Source organism: Sphingomonas sp. Leaf339, assembly GCF_001426195.1.
Lineage (GTDB): Bacteria > Pseudomonadota > Alphaproteobacteria > Sphingomonadales > Sphingomonadaceae > Sphingomonas.
On record NZ_LMRS01000060.1, the window covers coordinates 90829 to 104240 of the forward strand.

Annotated in this window: 15 protein-coding genes and 1 pseudogene; 14 read left to right on the plus strand and 2 right to left on the minus strand. The window is 64.3% G+C overall.

The window, feature by feature from the left end; genetic code table 11:
• Positions 1 to 121 precede the first annotated feature (121 nt).
• The 8 genes from ASG67_RS17610 to ASG67_RS17645 all read left to right on the plus strand — a co-directional run bounded on the left by ASG67_RS17610 (position 122) and on the right by ASG67_RS17645 (position 7197).
• The gene (locus ASG67_RS17610; RefSeq protein WP_156460910.1) at positions 122 to 2365 is read left to right on the plus strand and encodes a TonB-dependent siderophore receptor; all 2244 of its coding nucleotides are present in this window, start codon (positions 122 to 124) and stop codon (positions 2363 to 2365) included.
• A 27-nt stretch (positions 2366 to 2392) separates the two neighbouring features.
• Positions 2393 to 2698, plus strand: a complete 306-nt coding sequence (locus ASG67_RS17615; protein WP_056532924.1) for a hypothetical protein — start codon at positions 2393 to 2395, stop codon at positions 2696 to 2698.
• On the plus strand, positions 2695 to 4272 hold the full coding sequence (locus tag ASG67_RS17620) for a PepSY-associated TM helix domain-containing protein (protein ID WP_056532927.1): 1578 nt from the start codon (positions 2695 to 2697) through the stop codon (positions 4270 to 4272). The genes ASG67_RS17615 and ASG67_RS17620 overlap by 4 nt, the downstream gene beginning before the upstream one ends.
• Positions 4269 to 4556: a DUF3325 domain-containing protein gene (locus tag ASG67_RS17625; protein WP_056532930.1), complete on the plus strand. Its 288-nt coding sequence runs from the start codon at positions 4269 to 4271 to the stop codon at positions 4554 to 4556. The genes ASG67_RS17620 and ASG67_RS17625 overlap by 4 nt, the downstream gene beginning before the upstream one ends.
• 373 nt (positions 4557 to 4929) lie before the next feature.
• Positions 4930 to 5994 (plus strand): AI-2E family transporter, encoded by a 1065-nt coding sequence (locus ASG67_RS17630; RefSeq protein ID WP_056532933.1) that lies wholly within the window; start codon positions 4930 to 4932, stop codon positions 5992 to 5994.
• A 60-nt stretch (positions 5995 to 6054) separates the two neighbouring features.
• Complete coding sequence (locus ASG67_RS17635; protein ID WP_056532936.1) at positions 6055 to 6570, plus strand: ferritin-like domain-containing protein; 516 nt, start codon at positions 6055 to 6057, stop codon at positions 6568 to 6570.
• Positions 6571 to 6625: 55 nt separating this feature from the next.
• Positions 6626 to 6892 carry a hypothetical protein gene (locus ASG67_RS17640; RefSeq protein WP_056532939.1) on the plus strand — a complete coding sequence of 89 codons (267 nt, stop codon included), beginning with the start codon at positions 6626 to 6628 and terminating at the stop codon, positions 6890 to 6892.
• 74 nt (positions 6893 to 6966) lie between these two features.
• Complete coding sequence (locus ASG67_RS17645; RefSeq protein ID WP_056532942.1) at positions 6967 to 7197, plus strand: hypothetical protein; 231 nt, start codon at positions 6967 to 6969, stop codon at positions 7195 to 7197.
• Here ASG67_RS17645 and ASG67_RS17650 read toward each other — a convergent pair.
• Positions 7187 to 7531 (minus strand): hypothetical protein, encoded by a 345-nt coding sequence (locus tag ASG67_RS17650; protein WP_156460911.1) that lies wholly within the window; start codon positions 7529 to 7531, stop codon positions 7187 to 7189. The genes ASG67_RS17645 and ASG67_RS17650 overlap by 11 nt on opposite strands.
• A gap of 321 nt (positions 7532 to 7852) precedes the next feature.
• On the opposite strand from ASG67_RS17650, the gene ASG67_RS17655 reads away from it, so the two are divergent.
• From ASG67_RS17655 to ASG67_RS17675, 4 genes are all read left to right on the plus strand, one after another.
• Positions 7853 to 8047, plus strand: a complete 195-nt coding sequence (locus ASG67_RS17655; RefSeq protein ID WP_200940835.1) for a hypothetical protein — start codon at positions 7853 to 7855, stop codon at positions 8045 to 8047.
• A gap of 386 nt (positions 8048 to 8433) precedes the next feature.
• Positions 8434 to 8985 carry a hypothetical protein gene (locus ASG67_RS17660; protein WP_235535285.1) on the plus strand — a complete coding sequence of 184 codons (552 nt, stop codon included), beginning with the start codon at positions 8434 to 8436 and terminating at the stop codon, positions 8983 to 8985.
• Positions 8982 to 10418, plus strand: coding sequence for a relaxase/mobilization nuclease domain-containing protein (locus ASG67_RS18645; RefSeq protein ID WP_235535286.1), 1437 nt, complete (start codon positions 8982 to 8984; stop codon positions 10416 to 10418). The genes ASG67_RS17660 and ASG67_RS18645 overlap by 4 nt, the downstream gene beginning before the upstream one ends.
• Entirely contained in the window at positions 10415 to 10738 is a 324-nt protein-coding gene (locus ASG67_RS17675) for a hypothetical protein (RefSeq protein ID WP_056532955.1), read from the plus strand. The genes ASG67_RS18645 and ASG67_RS17675 overlap by 4 nt, the downstream gene beginning before the upstream one ends.
• A gap of 84 nt (positions 10739 to 10822) precedes the next feature.
• Here the strand turns inward: ASG67_RS17675 and ASG67_RS17680 are convergent, their stop codons facing one another.
• Positions 10823 to 11203 carry a hypothetical protein gene (locus tag ASG67_RS17680; protein ID WP_235535287.1) on the minus strand — a complete coding sequence of 127 codons (381 nt, stop codon included), beginning with the start codon at positions 11201 to 11203 and terminating at the stop codon, positions 10823 to 10825.
• Positions 11204 to 11413: 210 nt separating this feature from the next.
• On the opposite strand from ASG67_RS17680, the gene ASG67_RS17685 reads away from it, so the two are divergent.
• Positions 11414 to 12532: a glycoside hydrolase family 43 protein gene (locus ASG67_RS17685; protein WP_056532958.1), complete on the plus strand. Its 1119-nt coding sequence runs from the start codon at positions 11414 to 11416 to the stop codon at positions 12530 to 12532.
• Positions 12529 to 13412: pseudogene (locus ASG67_RS17690) on the plus strand (alpha-N-arabinofuranosidase); the annotation flags it as partial. The gene ASG67_RS17685 and the pseudogene ASG67_RS17690, both read left to right, overlap by 4 nt.

The window sequence follows — 13412 nt, forward strand, 5'->3', positions numbered from 1 at the left end:
TGATGCGGTCATCGCCGATCGGTACCACCCGAGACATAAAAACCATGAACGATCCGTCATGAGGGTTTACGCACCCAACCTTGGTCGCTAATGAGAATAGCTATCAAATAAGGGGAATGAAGTGCTGGCTGGTTCTAGCCTGTTGTCGATGGCGCTTGTGCTGGCGGGTGCGCCGGTGATCGATCCTGCCGCAACACCGTCGCCGTCATCATCGGCTGATGTCGTGGTCGATGCCGATACGGCACCCGACGATCAGGATCAGGACATCGTCGTCACCGGCGAAAAGGACAAGCGGCCGACCACGGCGATGAAGTTGCCGCTGACGCTGAAGGAAACACCGCAATCGGTGACCGTCGTCGATCGCCAGCGGATCGAGGATTTCAACCTCACCAGCGTCATCGAGGTGCTGGCCCAGACGCCCGGCGTCACGATCTCCACCACCGACAGCAACCGCACCAATTTCAACATCCGCGGCTTCGCGGTGCGCAATTTCCAGCTGGATGGCGTGCCGACGATCTATCAGGTCAGCGGCTACGAAAACAGCGCGGTCGGCGACATGGCGATCTATGACCGGGTCGAGGTGATCCGGGGTGCGGCCGGTCTGGTCGCGGGCGTCGGCGATCCGTCGGCGACGGTGAACCTGATCCGCAAGCGCGCGCCCGCCGAATTCCGCGGTTATTACACCATGCAGGGCGGCAGCTTCTCGACCTATCGGTTCGAGGGCGATGTCGGCGGGCCGGTGACGAAGGACGGGTCGGTCCGCGCGCGCATCGTCGCGGCGTACACCGACCGGGCATCGTATATCGATTACCAGCACGATCGTATTCCCGTGCTGTACGGCACGATCGAATGGGATGTGACGCCGCATACGCGGCTGCGCGTCGGGGCGGATTACCTGCGCACGGATTCACGCGGGTCCGGCTGGGGATCGGTGCCGCTGCTTTATAGCGACGGCACGAAGACGAACTTCCCGCGATCGTTCAGCACCGCCGCCAATTTCAATCAGTGGCTGCGCGAGACGACGACGGTGTTCGCATCGGTCGAACAGGATATCGGCCGCGACTGGGTGGCGCGCGTCAGCTACAACGGCCGGCGCGGCGACAATGACAGCACGTTGTTCAACGCGCCCAACGGCTATCCCAATCGCGACGGCACCGGCATCGGCACGCCGTTCAGCTTTTACGGCGAGGTCGACCAGAACGAGGATTCGGTCGATGGCTATATCGCGGGCAAGGTCCGCCTGTTCGGCCGCGAGCATGAGGTGGTCGGTGGCCTGAATTATTTCGAGCGCGATTTCGCGGCTGGCCGCACCGCGTTCGGCACCTCGCCCCCCGGTTATCCGGATGCCGCCACGATCGACATCGATCCGTGGAACCCGGCCATCCCGCGCCCGCCGATCGTCCGCACCGATGCGCTGCTGTTCTCGCAGGACCTGCGCCAGATCGGCGGATACGGTGTCGTGCGGTTGAACCCGGCGGACTGGCTGAAGATTATCGCCGGCGCGCGCTACACCGATTACCGCGTCGACCGGAACGATTACAATGCCGCCGGCGCGCTGGTGCCGGATGGTCCCAACAGTGTGCAGCATGAGAAGAAATGGGCGCCCTATGGCGGCGTCGTGGTCGATCTGACCAAGGCGGTGTCGCTTTATGCCAGCTATGCGTCGGTGTTCAATCCGGTGTCCGCGCGCGACGTGAACAACGACATCCTGCCCCCGACGACGGGCGCGAATTACGAGGCGGGGGTGAAGGCGACGCCGTTCGGCGAGGGCTTCACCATGTCGGTCGCGGGTTTCCACATCAAGCAGGACAATCTGACGCTCACCGATCCCAACGGCATCCCCAATTCGCTACCGGGCAACCTGACGCCGTCGATCTCGGTATCGGGCATCAAGACCTGGGGCGGCGAGGCGGAGGTGTCGGGCGATCCGCTGCCCGGCTGGACGATCAACGGCAGCTATACCTATGCCCGGACCGAGGATCGCACCGGCCTGCGCGTCAATCCGTTCTTCCCGCTGCATGTCGGCCGCGTCTACACCACCTATCGCCTGCCCGGCGATCGGTTGACGATCGGCGGAGGCGTCACCGCGCAGTCGCGCATCTTCGACCGGGGCAACGTGCCGTCAGGCCGCTTCAATGCGAACGGCACGCCGGTGCTGATCCCCGGCACGGTCGAACAGGGCGCCTATGCCACCGTCGACCTGCTCGGCCGCTACAAGATCACCGAGCGGGTGACCCTCAGCGTCAACGCCACCAACCTGCTCGACAAGGGCTATTATCGCAACGTCCGCTTCGCCTTTGGCGGGCCGGGTGGTTTCTATGGCGAACCGCGGCGGGTGATGGGCAACATCCGCGTGGCCTTCTAGAAGGCCGTTCGGGCGATGGGACCGGATATGGCGCGGCGCAGGGGAATGTCATGGCGACGGCGCGGCGATGCGTCCTTGCGCATCCTCGCCGCCATGCCGGTCGGCTATGCGGTCGCCAGTCTGTGGGCGATGGCGCTGGCCCGGTTGCTGCCGATGACACCGGCGGGCGCGACCGTCACCGCCACCATGATCGCCTTCGTCCTGTGCGCCGGCGCCGCGATGTGGGCCTATGCCGCGCGCAGCGGCTGGCGGGCGCTGTGGACATTGCTGGTCGCGGGCGCGGTCGCCGGGGCCATTGCGTGGCTGTCGATCGAGATGGGGGGCCGTGCATGAACCGGGGTTTCCGCCAGTCGCAATCGACGCTCCACACCTGGTCGGGATTGCTCCTCGGCTGGGTGCTGTTCATCATCTTCATCGCCGGCACCGCCGCCTATTGGCGCGAGCCGCTCAACCGCTGGATGCGGCCGGAAACCCCGCGTGTCGAACGACCGCTGGAGGCGCTCGCCGGCGCACAGCGCTTCCTGGAGCGCAAGGTGCCGGATGCCAAGACGTGGTTCGTCACCATCGCCGGCACCGATGGCCCCGGCACGTACGTCTTCTGGGTACCGCAGCCCGATCCGAAGGCCAAAGAGCGGCGACGCCGGCGCGACACGTTCGCGCTGATTGGCGCGGACGGTGCGCCCGTCGCGCGAGAGACGCGGGGCGGCGACTTCTTCTACCGTTTCCATTTCGACCTTCATTACATGCCGGTGATCTGGGCGCGCTGGCTGGTCGGGGTGGCGGCGATGATGATGCTCGTCGCGATCCTGACCGGGATCGTGACGCACAAGAAGATCTTCAAGGATTTCTTCACGCTGCGCCGGGAAAAGGGCCAGCGGTCATGGCTCGACGGACATAACGCCACCGCGGTGCTCGGCCTGCCGTTCCACCTGATGATTACCTATACCGGCCTCGTCACGCTGGCGACGATGCTGATGCCGTGGGCGACCGTTGCCAATTATGCCGATAGCACCACGCTGTTCCCCGCGTCGGAGGCGGTCGCCCGGACCGGTCGCCCCGCGCCGCTGGTCGATCTGGCAGCGCTGGTCCGCGATGGCGAGCACCAACTGGGCGGCCCGGTCGGCTTCATCGAGGTGGCCGAACCCGGCGACGTCGCAGCCCGCGTCACGATGACCCGCGCCAGCAAGGCGACGCTGGCCACCTATGGCGCGCGTGTTACCTATGACGGCGTGACCGGGCGGCTGTTATGGCGGTCGCCTCCGCCGAACGGCGCGATCACCACCTATGGTGCGATGATCGGCCTGCACGCCGGCCGCTTCGGCGACCTGACGATGCGCTGGCTGTATTTCCTGTGCGGGCTGGGCGGCACGGTGATGGTCGCCAGTGGCCTGGTCCTGTGGACGGTGAAGCGGCGCGAGAAGCTGGCCGATCCGCTGCGCCCACCGTTCGGGTTCCGCGTCGTCGAGCGGCTGAACATCGCGGTCATCGCCGGCTTTCCGCTCGGCTGCACCGGCTTCTTCCTCGCCAACCGGTTGCTGCCGCTCGCCACCCCCGACCGGGCGGAGCGCGAGATCACGGTGCTGTTCGTCACCTGGGGCATCGCCACGCTGGCGGCGCTGGCCTTGCGGCCGGTGCGCGGCTGGACGGTGTTGCTGGGGGCGACCGCGATCGGGCTGGTCGCGGTGGTCGCGTGCGACCTGCTGGTCCTGCGGCCGGGCCTCGTCCAGTGGATCGCGGCGTCCGACTGGCTGATGGCGACTGTCGATGCGGTGCTGCTGGTACTGGCGATCGGTTTCACCTGGACCGCGCGCCGCGTCGCCCGCCACCGGCCGCGCGTCCGCAAGCCTCGTGCGATCCACACGCCCGCCGAGGCGGCGCGCCTGCCCGAGCCGGTCGCGGCGGAATGACCATCCTCGCCACCCTGCTGGCGCTGACCGCGTTCCTGTCGTTCGGCCTCGCCAGCGACCGTCACCACGAACCCCGCTTCGGCCGGCGCCTGTCCGCCCCGGACGCCCGCCGCTGGCGTCTGGCCGGCTGGGCGTTGCTGGCGGCCGGTTTCGTCGCGGCGATCATGGCGCGCGGATGGGTGTTCGGGCCGGTGCTGTGGACCGGACTGGTGATGGCCGGCGCGGCGGTGAGCTTCCTGTGGCTCAACCTGACGGCGCCACCAAGGGACCGGAACCGGCGATAGGTTCACGCGAAAACGCGAAGCGAAAAAGAAGGTGGTTTCGCGCGGAGGCGCGGAGGTGTTGCGCGCCGGGTTGGTCGCAGGCTGTCATTACGAACGCCGCTGCGATCAAGATGATGGCTGCGCCGCTTTCTTCTTCTCCGCGTCTCCGCGCCTCTGCGCGAACCATTTTCCTCGCGGCTCCGCGGCTTCGCGTGAACACCTTTCCTATCGACCTGTATGATTGTCGACACTCCGACACGAGAATCGCAAAAGCCCGAACCGGGAGCAAAGCCGCCCCTCCGGTGTTTCACCCCCGTAACGGGTTCCCCATCGGGGCAACCCGCGATGCGGCATTCCATTCGCCGCGTTTTCTCTGGCAGGGCATACCCACTCAATGGCGGTCGACAATCAACGCGTGGACAATGGGGGACTGATCCTGTTCCTCGTCATCATCACCGTGGCGCTGGGGTCGATCGTGTCCAGTTTCGCGAGCGCGCTGCTCTGGGCGGGGTTGGCCGCATTGCTGTTCCAGCCGCTATATCAGCGATTGCTGCGACGCTGGCCGGGGCGCAGCAACACCGCCGCGCTGGTCACGATGCTCATCATCACCTTCGCGGTCGTCATCCCGGCGCTGATCGTTGCCAGCCTTGTCGTCGATCAGGCGGCCGGCGTGTACACTCAGATGCGCAGCGGCCAGATCAACTTCGCCGCCTATTTCCAGCAGGTCCACGACGCGCTGCCGACGCGGTTGCAACAACTGCTCGACCGCTCCGGCCTCGGCAGCTTCGACGCGGCACAGTCCCGCATCTCGTCCGCGTTGCAGGGCAGCGTCAGCACGCTCGCCAGCCAAGCGCTGTCGATCGGGCGCAACGCGGCCGCGTTCCTGCTCGCCTTCGGTGTCGGGCTATACGTGACGTTCTTCCTGGTGCGCGACGGCAGCCGGATCGGGCCGGCGATCGTCCGCGCGCTGCCGCTCGACCGCGGCGTCGCCGATCGCCTCGCCGACAAGTTCGTCGCGGTGGTGCGCGCCACGATCAAGGGATCGGGCGTCGTCGCGCTGGTGCAGGGTGCGCTGGGCGCCATCACCTTCTGGATCGTCGGCCTGCCCGCCGGGTTGCTGTGGGGCGTGCTGATGGCGATCGCGGCGTTGCTGCCGGCCGTCGGCCCGGCGCTGATCTGGGTGCCGGTCGCGATCTACCTGCTGGCGATCGGCGCGATCTGGCAGGCGGCGGTCGTCATCGCATCGGGCGTGCTTGTCATCGGGCTGGCCGACAACATCCTGCGCCCGATCCTGGTCGGCCGCGACACCGGTATCCCCGACTGGCTGGTGCTGGTGACGACGCTGGGCGGCATCGAACTGGTCGGCCTCAGCGGCATCGTCATCGGCCCGCTGGTCGCCGCGCTGTTCATCACCGGCTGGCAGATCCTGACCGAACAGCGACTAGATACCGCGGTCTGAAACTTGTGCGGCTGCCGGTTCGTTGAGGCGGCAGCTTTTCACTACCAAAGGACACGGATCATGGGCCTGTTTTCCAAGGACATCGTCACGTTCGAAGACCTGTTCCTGCACCAGTTGCAGGACGTCTATTACGCCGAGAACCAGATCACCAAGGCGCTGCCGAAGATGTTCGACAAGGCGACCGCGCCCGCGCTGAAGCAGGGCTTCGAGACGCATCTGCGCGAAACCGAAGGGCAGATCGCCCGGCTGGAGCGCATCTTCGACCTGCTGGGTGAAAAGGCCAAGGCCGTCACCTGCCCGGCGATCGACGGCATCATCAAAGAAGCCAACGAAGTCGCCGGCGAGATCGAGGACAAGGCGGTACTTGACGCCGCGCTTATCGCCTCGGCCCAGGCCGTCGAGCATTACGAGATCACGCGCTACGGCACGCTGATCGCGTGGGCGAACCAGCTTGGCCGCAGCGAGATCGCCGCGATCCTGAAGGAAACGCTCGACGAGGAATATGCCACTGACGACAAGCTGACTGCGATGGCGACGTCGAAGATCAACGCGAAGGCGGATGCCGTTACCGCCTGACCTAACTGCCCCGGGGCCTCATGCCCCGGGGCACTATTACCGACAGGACATCGACATGGCCGACGCCCCCTCGTTCACCCTGCCGGAAGCGTTGCGCGCCCAGCAGCATCTGCGCAAAACCCTGGGGCTGGGCGAGGAGCGGTTTCCCGTCCCCGCCTTCGTCAACATGATCTCCGACGAGATCGAACAACTCCGCGACACCGGCCGCACCGACGCCGAGATCGCTACCCTGATCGAACAGGCCAGCGGTCACACGTTGTCACCAGACGATCTTGCCCGATACTATACACCCGCCGGCGAACGCCACGGCCACGAGGGCTGAGGGCCTGACCGTACGGCAATCCACCGTTGCTTCGATATGGATCAACGCCGCATCGATTTGCTAGCACAGGCGTCATGATCGCCCGCGCCGCCCGTTGGAACCTCGTCGCATTGGCGGGCGCGGTGGCGATGATCGTGATCGTCTCGCTCAGCATCCACGTCGTCATGCTGCAGGTGTTCTGGGTGCCCTACCCTGAGGCCAAGAACCTCGGGATCTGGGGGTGTTCTATCCATTCATCCAATCACTGGGCCTTGTCGCGCTGGCGGCGACTGCCTTGCCGTGGCTGCATCGCTTTCACCCCGTGATGCGCGCTCTCATCATCGCGATGCTGTTCGCGACGATGAACGGCATCGTCCGCAACGCATTAATGGCGGGTGTCGCACAACCGACTTTGGCGGGTCGCTCGCGGGGTTCCTCCGACAGGCGCTGCTTGATCTGATCCTTGGCGCGCTCGCGGTCGCAGCGGTATCGATTCTGCGCGGCACCGTCCCTCGCATCGTCGTCGCGATTGCGCTGCTCGCAGCGAGCATCTTTCTCTTCATCCCCGCGCTGGCATCGCTGCTTGCCCCGGTCATCGCATGGTCGGCACGCCATACTCATGCGGATATCTATCTGCCGCCCTATGCGCTTCGTCGTCACCTTCCGCGACCCTGCATGGGATCGGACGGGGCTGATCCGCTATGTTGGGCTGGTGCTCCTGGTGCGCGGCACCAGTGTGATGATGGTCGCCTAGGGACCGATCATCGGGATGCTGAGCGTCAGCCAGTTCTTCCTGCAGGATCTGGTAATGGCCCTGCTGATACACGCCACATGGATGCGTTTTGGCGGGTACCGCACGGCGGTATAAGAGGCGGGCGACTATCATGTGGCGGGGGCGCTCGACTGGAACCGATCGGCGTTATCAAGTTCATCGATATCTCGGCCGAGCCTGTTTTGATGATGACCAATGGAGGTGGCGCGATGTACATTCTTCCGATCCGGACTGACGAGGACCACGACACCACGTTGCGTGAGATCGAGGCGCTATGGGGCGCAGAGGAAGGCACTGACGCCGGCGATCGGCTCAACATATTGACGACGTTGATCGAGACATATGAAAGCCGTCGCTGGCCGATAGAACCGCTAGAGCCAGCAAGTGTGTCAAACGCGCCCTGACCCAGTTGGGGTTGAACAATGTGATCGATGAAACCGACCGGTACGTCCTAATGATAATAATTGGGTGGAAACCGGAACGACACCTTTCAGGGATGCGGGTAGCAGTAGCCGTCTCTGCGAGACATTGCCTCCATTCCCACAAAGTGCTCCAACTTCCTGAGCCGACAACACGATGCCTATGGCTAATTGTCGCATACACTCACTCAATCCATTTTCACCTCCGCGTTTGGAGTGGTTTCGCTCCAGAGAAGTTGTTGTTTGATGGGAGTTGGCAGTTACTAGGGATGGCAGGATATGCCTCACGGCACCAATGTTGAACATTGGCTTGTGGGGCGCCGCTGCACGGGGCTTTTGGAATGAATGTAGGCCTGCGGTTGAGGGACGAGTTGGTCGCCGAGATCGACCGCGTTGCCGCAGCGAATGGGCAGAACCGCAGCAGCTGGATGGCAAGCGTGTTGGCCAACGCCGTGCTGGCCCCGGAGAACGATGACATCCCGGTGCTGCCAATTCAGGGCAGGGGGCATCCCGACGACCTCATTCGCGTCACGGTCCGGCTCGACAGGAGCGAGATCGAAGGTATCGACAGCGTGGCTGCGCCAATGAGGATGACGCGAAACGAGTGGATCAAACGCACGCTTCGCTGGCAGCTCTGGCATAAGGCGGGCGTGCTGAGGCTGGCCCCGGCCACCCAGGTTGAGATCGTCAAATTGCGCAAGCAGGTGCTTTTGATCGGCCGGAACATCAATCAAGCGGTCCATGCAATGAACGCCGCGAACCAGCCCGAAAGCTCGCTCGACATCGTCCGCATCGCCGGTCCCTTCATCGAAAAATGTGAGGAGCTGAAGGCGCTGATGTTTACGACCCGGTTGGCCCTATCTGCTTTGATCGGGGCAGAGGTCGGGTACTGGACCGAAACCTACCGAGCGTCAGCAGCGTGAGCTTCCGCTTCTCTTCCGGGACGATGGACTCCATGGCGGGCGTCTTCGCGCCGCCGAAGAAGTACCGCCCCGGGACCGGAGGCGGCAGCACAAAGGGCCCGAAAACCGGGAGCACGATGCTCGGCCTTGCCGTCGCATCGATTTTCCCGAAGGCCGCATCATCTTTGGCCACGTCGCGTGCGAGTGCGCAGGCGAAGCACGCTTTCGGGGGCGGATCGCAGGCCCGGATAAACGGCCGTGCAGTGATGACTGCGGATCGCACATCACGTCGAGTTCCAGAGGTTATGGTGCGGATCACGGGGCGTCAGCATGGCGGCGGACACGTCCTTGCCAACTTCGCCTATATCAGTCGGCTGGGGCATGGTCCCGACGAGGAACTCGGGCTTGAAACCAGCGAGGGGATCGTTCTGCGGGATGGACGCGATATGCAGATCCTCGCGAAGGATTGGCATAACTTCGAGATGGACGGGGACGCCAGACGAAAAGGTGCGACGTCGATATCCATGATCCTCTCGATGCCGACGGGGACCGATCCGGAGCGTTTGAAAGCGGCGGCCCTGGACTTCGCACGCGAGGAGTTTGCGAACCGGTCGTGGGTTGCCGGCCTTCACGTCGATCGCGACCATCCGCACGTTCACATCACGATCGCGCGTCGCGATTTTGACGGGCGCCGCTTTCATCCGGACCGGGATGATCTGTTTCGATGGCGGCAACGCTTCGCCGAGAAGCTCCGCGAGCGCGGCATCGAGGCCAACGCCACGCCGACCAGAGCGCGCGGTATTGACCCCGCGTATGAGCACATTGCGGTACGGAAGATGCGCGACAAAGGGCGGGTTCCGCGGATTGATGCGAGCCGCGCCGATCGCGCCCGGCGCCTCCGTGACCAAGGTATCCCAGACCCGGTCGAGGCCATTCTTGTAGCTCGGCAGGTGACGGTTCGCGCGACGTATATGCGGTCTATTGCTGAGCTGTCGGCTTCGCCTTCCCTAGCCGATCAGGTGGTCGCACAGAGCCTTCGACGGTTTGTAGAAGCATTGCCGCCGCCCGAGCCCAACTCCACCCGGGCGCTGCGTTTGGCTTCACCTACCCGCCAGCGCGATGGCGCGGTTGTCGATGGTCAGACGCGCACGGCTGTTGCAGATCCTGGGCTTGATCTGATCGCAGCAGCACTGGAGCGTTCTCGCGTCATGCGTGAAAAGCTTGAGGCGAAACAGGCTCTCCAGGGGTGGTCCAACCGAGCCGAAGCCGCGCAGCATGGCCATCGACCCTCGGGGATATCGGACGGCCTCCGCTCGCTGATGGACGAAGCCGTAAGGCAGTCCACGGCACCGACGCCAAGCAAGTCAGAGGAGGTCCTTCGCGAAATATTGGACCGTGATCGCGCAGCTCGGGAAAGGAAGCGTTCGCCAGATAGGAACGGGCCAGACCGATGAGTACGGATCAGGTAAGCGCTGCGCTGGCGGGGCTCTTGGACGCGTTGACGCTCATGCAAGGGCAACTCGATACGCTGACCGAGAGCGGGCAGCGCATCGAGGCGACACACAAAGATATTGTGAACAGGCTCGATACGATCGATGCGGGCCAGGCCGCCGCGACGGATTTGACCCCGATCCTTGAGATGATCTTAGGACGATTGATCGACGACTGTGAAATCATGAAGACGCGGCTTGGTACGATTGCAGCGGCGATCAGCTTTGCCCATCCTCGCTTCGTTCTTTTCAGCGTAGATGGCTCGAAAAAGGGTCCGGTTTAAGTCTAATCTTAGCTTAACTTTCGGACTCCCATAAATGCCAGTGGGCAAGCGGGCCGGCCGCAACGGCCGACCCGCTTCCCATCCTCAGCCCTTCTTGCGCGCGCGCTTTGGGGCGGCTGCGGCTTCGGCATCTTCCTCTTCGTCCGGTGCGTCCTCGCCAGCTTCGGTCAGCGCTTCGCCCAGCGCCTTCAGCTTGTCTTGCGACTTATCTGCCTTGTCGGCGATCTTCGTCGTTGCGGTGCCGAGGCGATGGAGCAGTGCGTGGATGCGGTCGGCATCTGGCTCGCCCTTCTCCAATTGCTTGCGCAGCGATCCCAGGTCGCGGAGGATGCCCTTGGCGCCCGACACGTCGCTGTCGGCCAGCGCGGCTTCCCAATCCTCGACGATGTCGGCGCCCTTGGCCGGCTTCGTCGCATCTAGTCCGCGATTGATCGCGTTCATCGTTCCTGCAAATTTCACGGCCATAGTCAGTCTCTCCGCATGCCACCCGCTGGCGCAGATCAACGACGCGGATCGGCAAACGCCCGGCCGGAAACGTCAGCTTTGTTGCGGTATGTTTACCCAGATGCCGAACATCGCCAGCCCTATTAACTGGATTGCATCATTTGTCTGAGTAATTAGGATGAAGAGCGAACATCCGGTCCGGCGCGACGCGGACGAGCTTTGGGAGAAGACATGAAGGCGATCCTCGCATTGGCGACCATGGCGCTGGGTTTCGGCACCGTCGGCCTGTCCGCCCGCCCGGCCCCGCAGGCAGAAGCGGACGCCACCCGGCAGCTCGCGATCGTCCCCACCATCGCCGCATCCCGCCCAAAGGCGACGAAGGCGGAAGCACGATCCGCCTATCTGCTTGCCTATTTCAAGGACGAGACCCACTCGCTGTATTTCGCTACTTCGCCGGACGGCTATACCTTCACAGATGTGAATGGTGGCGAGCCGGTACTGGCCGGTCGCGCGGTTGCCGACCAGAAGGGGCTGCGCGATCCGCACATCATGCGCGGGCCGGACGGCGCGTTCTATCTGTCGATGACCGACCTGCACATCTATGGCCAGCGTGAGGGGCTGCGTACGACCCAGTGGGAGCGGCCCGAGAACGAGTTCGGTTGGGGCAACAACCGCAACCTGTTGCTGATGAAGAGCAACGACCTGCTCCACTGGACGCTGGCGAAGGTCGATATGGCCAACCTGTTCCCGACCTATGCGAAGGCCGGCAATGCCTGGGCACCGGAGACGATCTGGGACCCGGCAAAGAAACGCATGATGGTCTATTTCACGACGCGGATCGGCAACGGGCCGAACTTCATGGTCTATTCCTATGCGAACCCTGCCTTCACCACGCTGACGACCGAGCCGAAGAAGATCCTGGAATATCCCCGGCCCGAGGTGAACGTGATCGACGCCGATATCACGAAGGTCGGCGACAAATACCACATGTTCTACGTCGCGCATGAAAAGCCCGGCAGCATCCGCCAGGCGGTGTCGAGCCGGATCGATGGCGGGTACGTCTACGATCCGCGCAAGGTCGATCCCGAGAATGTTGCGGCCGAGGCACCCACGCTTTGGCGCCGCCACGGCACGAACACCTACGTGCTGATGTACGACGTGTTCGGCGCGAAGCCGAACAATATGGGCTTTGCCGAGACGACCGATTTCCAGACGTTCCGCAACATCGGCCGTTTCAATGATGCCGGTTCGCGGATGAAGACGACCAATTTCACCGGCCCCAAGCACGGCGCGGTGATGGCGATCACCCCGGACGAGGCCGACCGCCTGCGTGGGTATTTCGCGCGATGAGGGCGGGTCTCCGGTCGCTGATCGCGGTGGGCGTCGCCGCCATGGCCACGTCGGCCATCGCCCAGACATCGACCCAGGTCCAGGCGGCCCCGACCACGCTGCTGGTCCATGCCGACCACCCCGGCCCGCGCATCGCACCGGAGATTTACGGCCAGTTCGTTGAGCATCTCGGCCGCGGCGTGTACGAGGGCATCTGGGTCGGCGAGGATTCCACCATCCCCAACACGCGCGGCATTCGGCGCGATGTGGTGGCGGCGCTGAAACAGGTGAAGGTGCCGGTCATCCGCTGGCCGGGCGGGTGCTTCGCGGACTCCTATCACTGGCGCAACGGCATCGGTCCCGCCGGCAAGCGCGCGCAGGAGATCAACGCGTCATGGGGCGGCAAGCCCGATACCAACGCGTTTGGCACCCACGAATTCATGGATTTCCTCGGCCAGATCGGCGCCTCGCCGTTCGTCTCGGTCAATGTTGGGTCGGGCAGCGTGCAGGAGGCGGACGACTGGATGCGGTACATGACTGCACCCGCCGACAGCGATCCCGGCCGCGCCCGCGCCGCCAACGGCCATGCCGCCCCCTGGGCGGTACCGTTCGTCGGCGTCGGTAACGAGACATGGGGCTGTGGCGGCAACATGATGGCCGACACCTATGCCGCGTCGTTCCGCCATTACGCCGCGTTCCTGCGCAGCTATTCCGGCCCGCGCGCCAATCTGGTCGCGGTGGGCGCCGATACCGACGACTACGCCTGGACCGAGACGATGATGGCCAAGGCGATGAAGTGGCGGCCCGATCCGTCGCCGCTGGCGCTCACGTCGGACACGCCGCTGATGTGGGGCCTGTCGCTCCACTTCTACACCTTTGCGGGCAACGACTGGTACGACAA

Coding starts and splice junctions, on each gene's coding strand:
- ASG67_RS17615 (WP_056532924.1), top strand. CDS start 2,393: ATGGCGCGGCGCAGGGGAATGTCATGGCGACGGCGCGGCGATGCGTCC.
- ASG67_RS17620 (WP_056532927.1), top strand. CDS start 2,695: ATGAACCGGGGTTTCCGCCAGTCGCAATCGACGCTCCACACCTGGTCG.
- ASG67_RS17625 (WP_056532930.1), top strand. CDS start 4,269: ATGACCATCCTCGCCACCCTGCTGGCGCTGACCGCGTTCCTGTCGTTC.
- ASG67_RS17630 (WP_056532933.1), top strand. CDS start 4,930: ATGGCGGTCGACAATCAACGCGTGGACAATGGGGGACTGATCCTGTTC.
- ASG67_RS17635 (WP_056532936.1), top strand. CDS start 6,055: ATGGGCCTGTTTTCCAAGGACATCGTCACGTTCGAAGACCTGTTCCTG.
- ASG67_RS17640 (WP_056532939.1), top strand. CDS start 6,626: ATGGCCGACGCCCCCTCGTTCACCCTGCCGGAAGCGTTGCGCGCCCAG.
- ASG67_RS17645 (WP_056532942.1), top strand. CDS start 6,967: ATGATCGCCCGCGCCGCCCGTTGGAACCTCGTCGCATTGGCGGGCGCG.
- ASG67_RS17655 (WP_200940835.1), top strand. CDS start 7,853: ATGTACATTCTTCCGATCCGGACTGACGAGGACCACGACACCACGTTG.
- ASG67_RS17675 (WP_056532955.1), top strand. CDS start 10,415: ATGAGTACGGATCAGGTAAGCGCTGCGCTGGCGGGGCTCTTGGACGCG.
- ASG67_RS17680 (WP_235535287.1), bottom strand. CDS start 11,203: ATGGCCGTGAAATTTGCAGGAACGATGAACGCGATCAATCGCGGACTA.
- ASG67_RS17685 (WP_056532958.1), top strand. CDS start 11,414: ATGAAGGCGATCCTCGCATTGGCGACCATGGCGCTGGGTTTCGGCACC.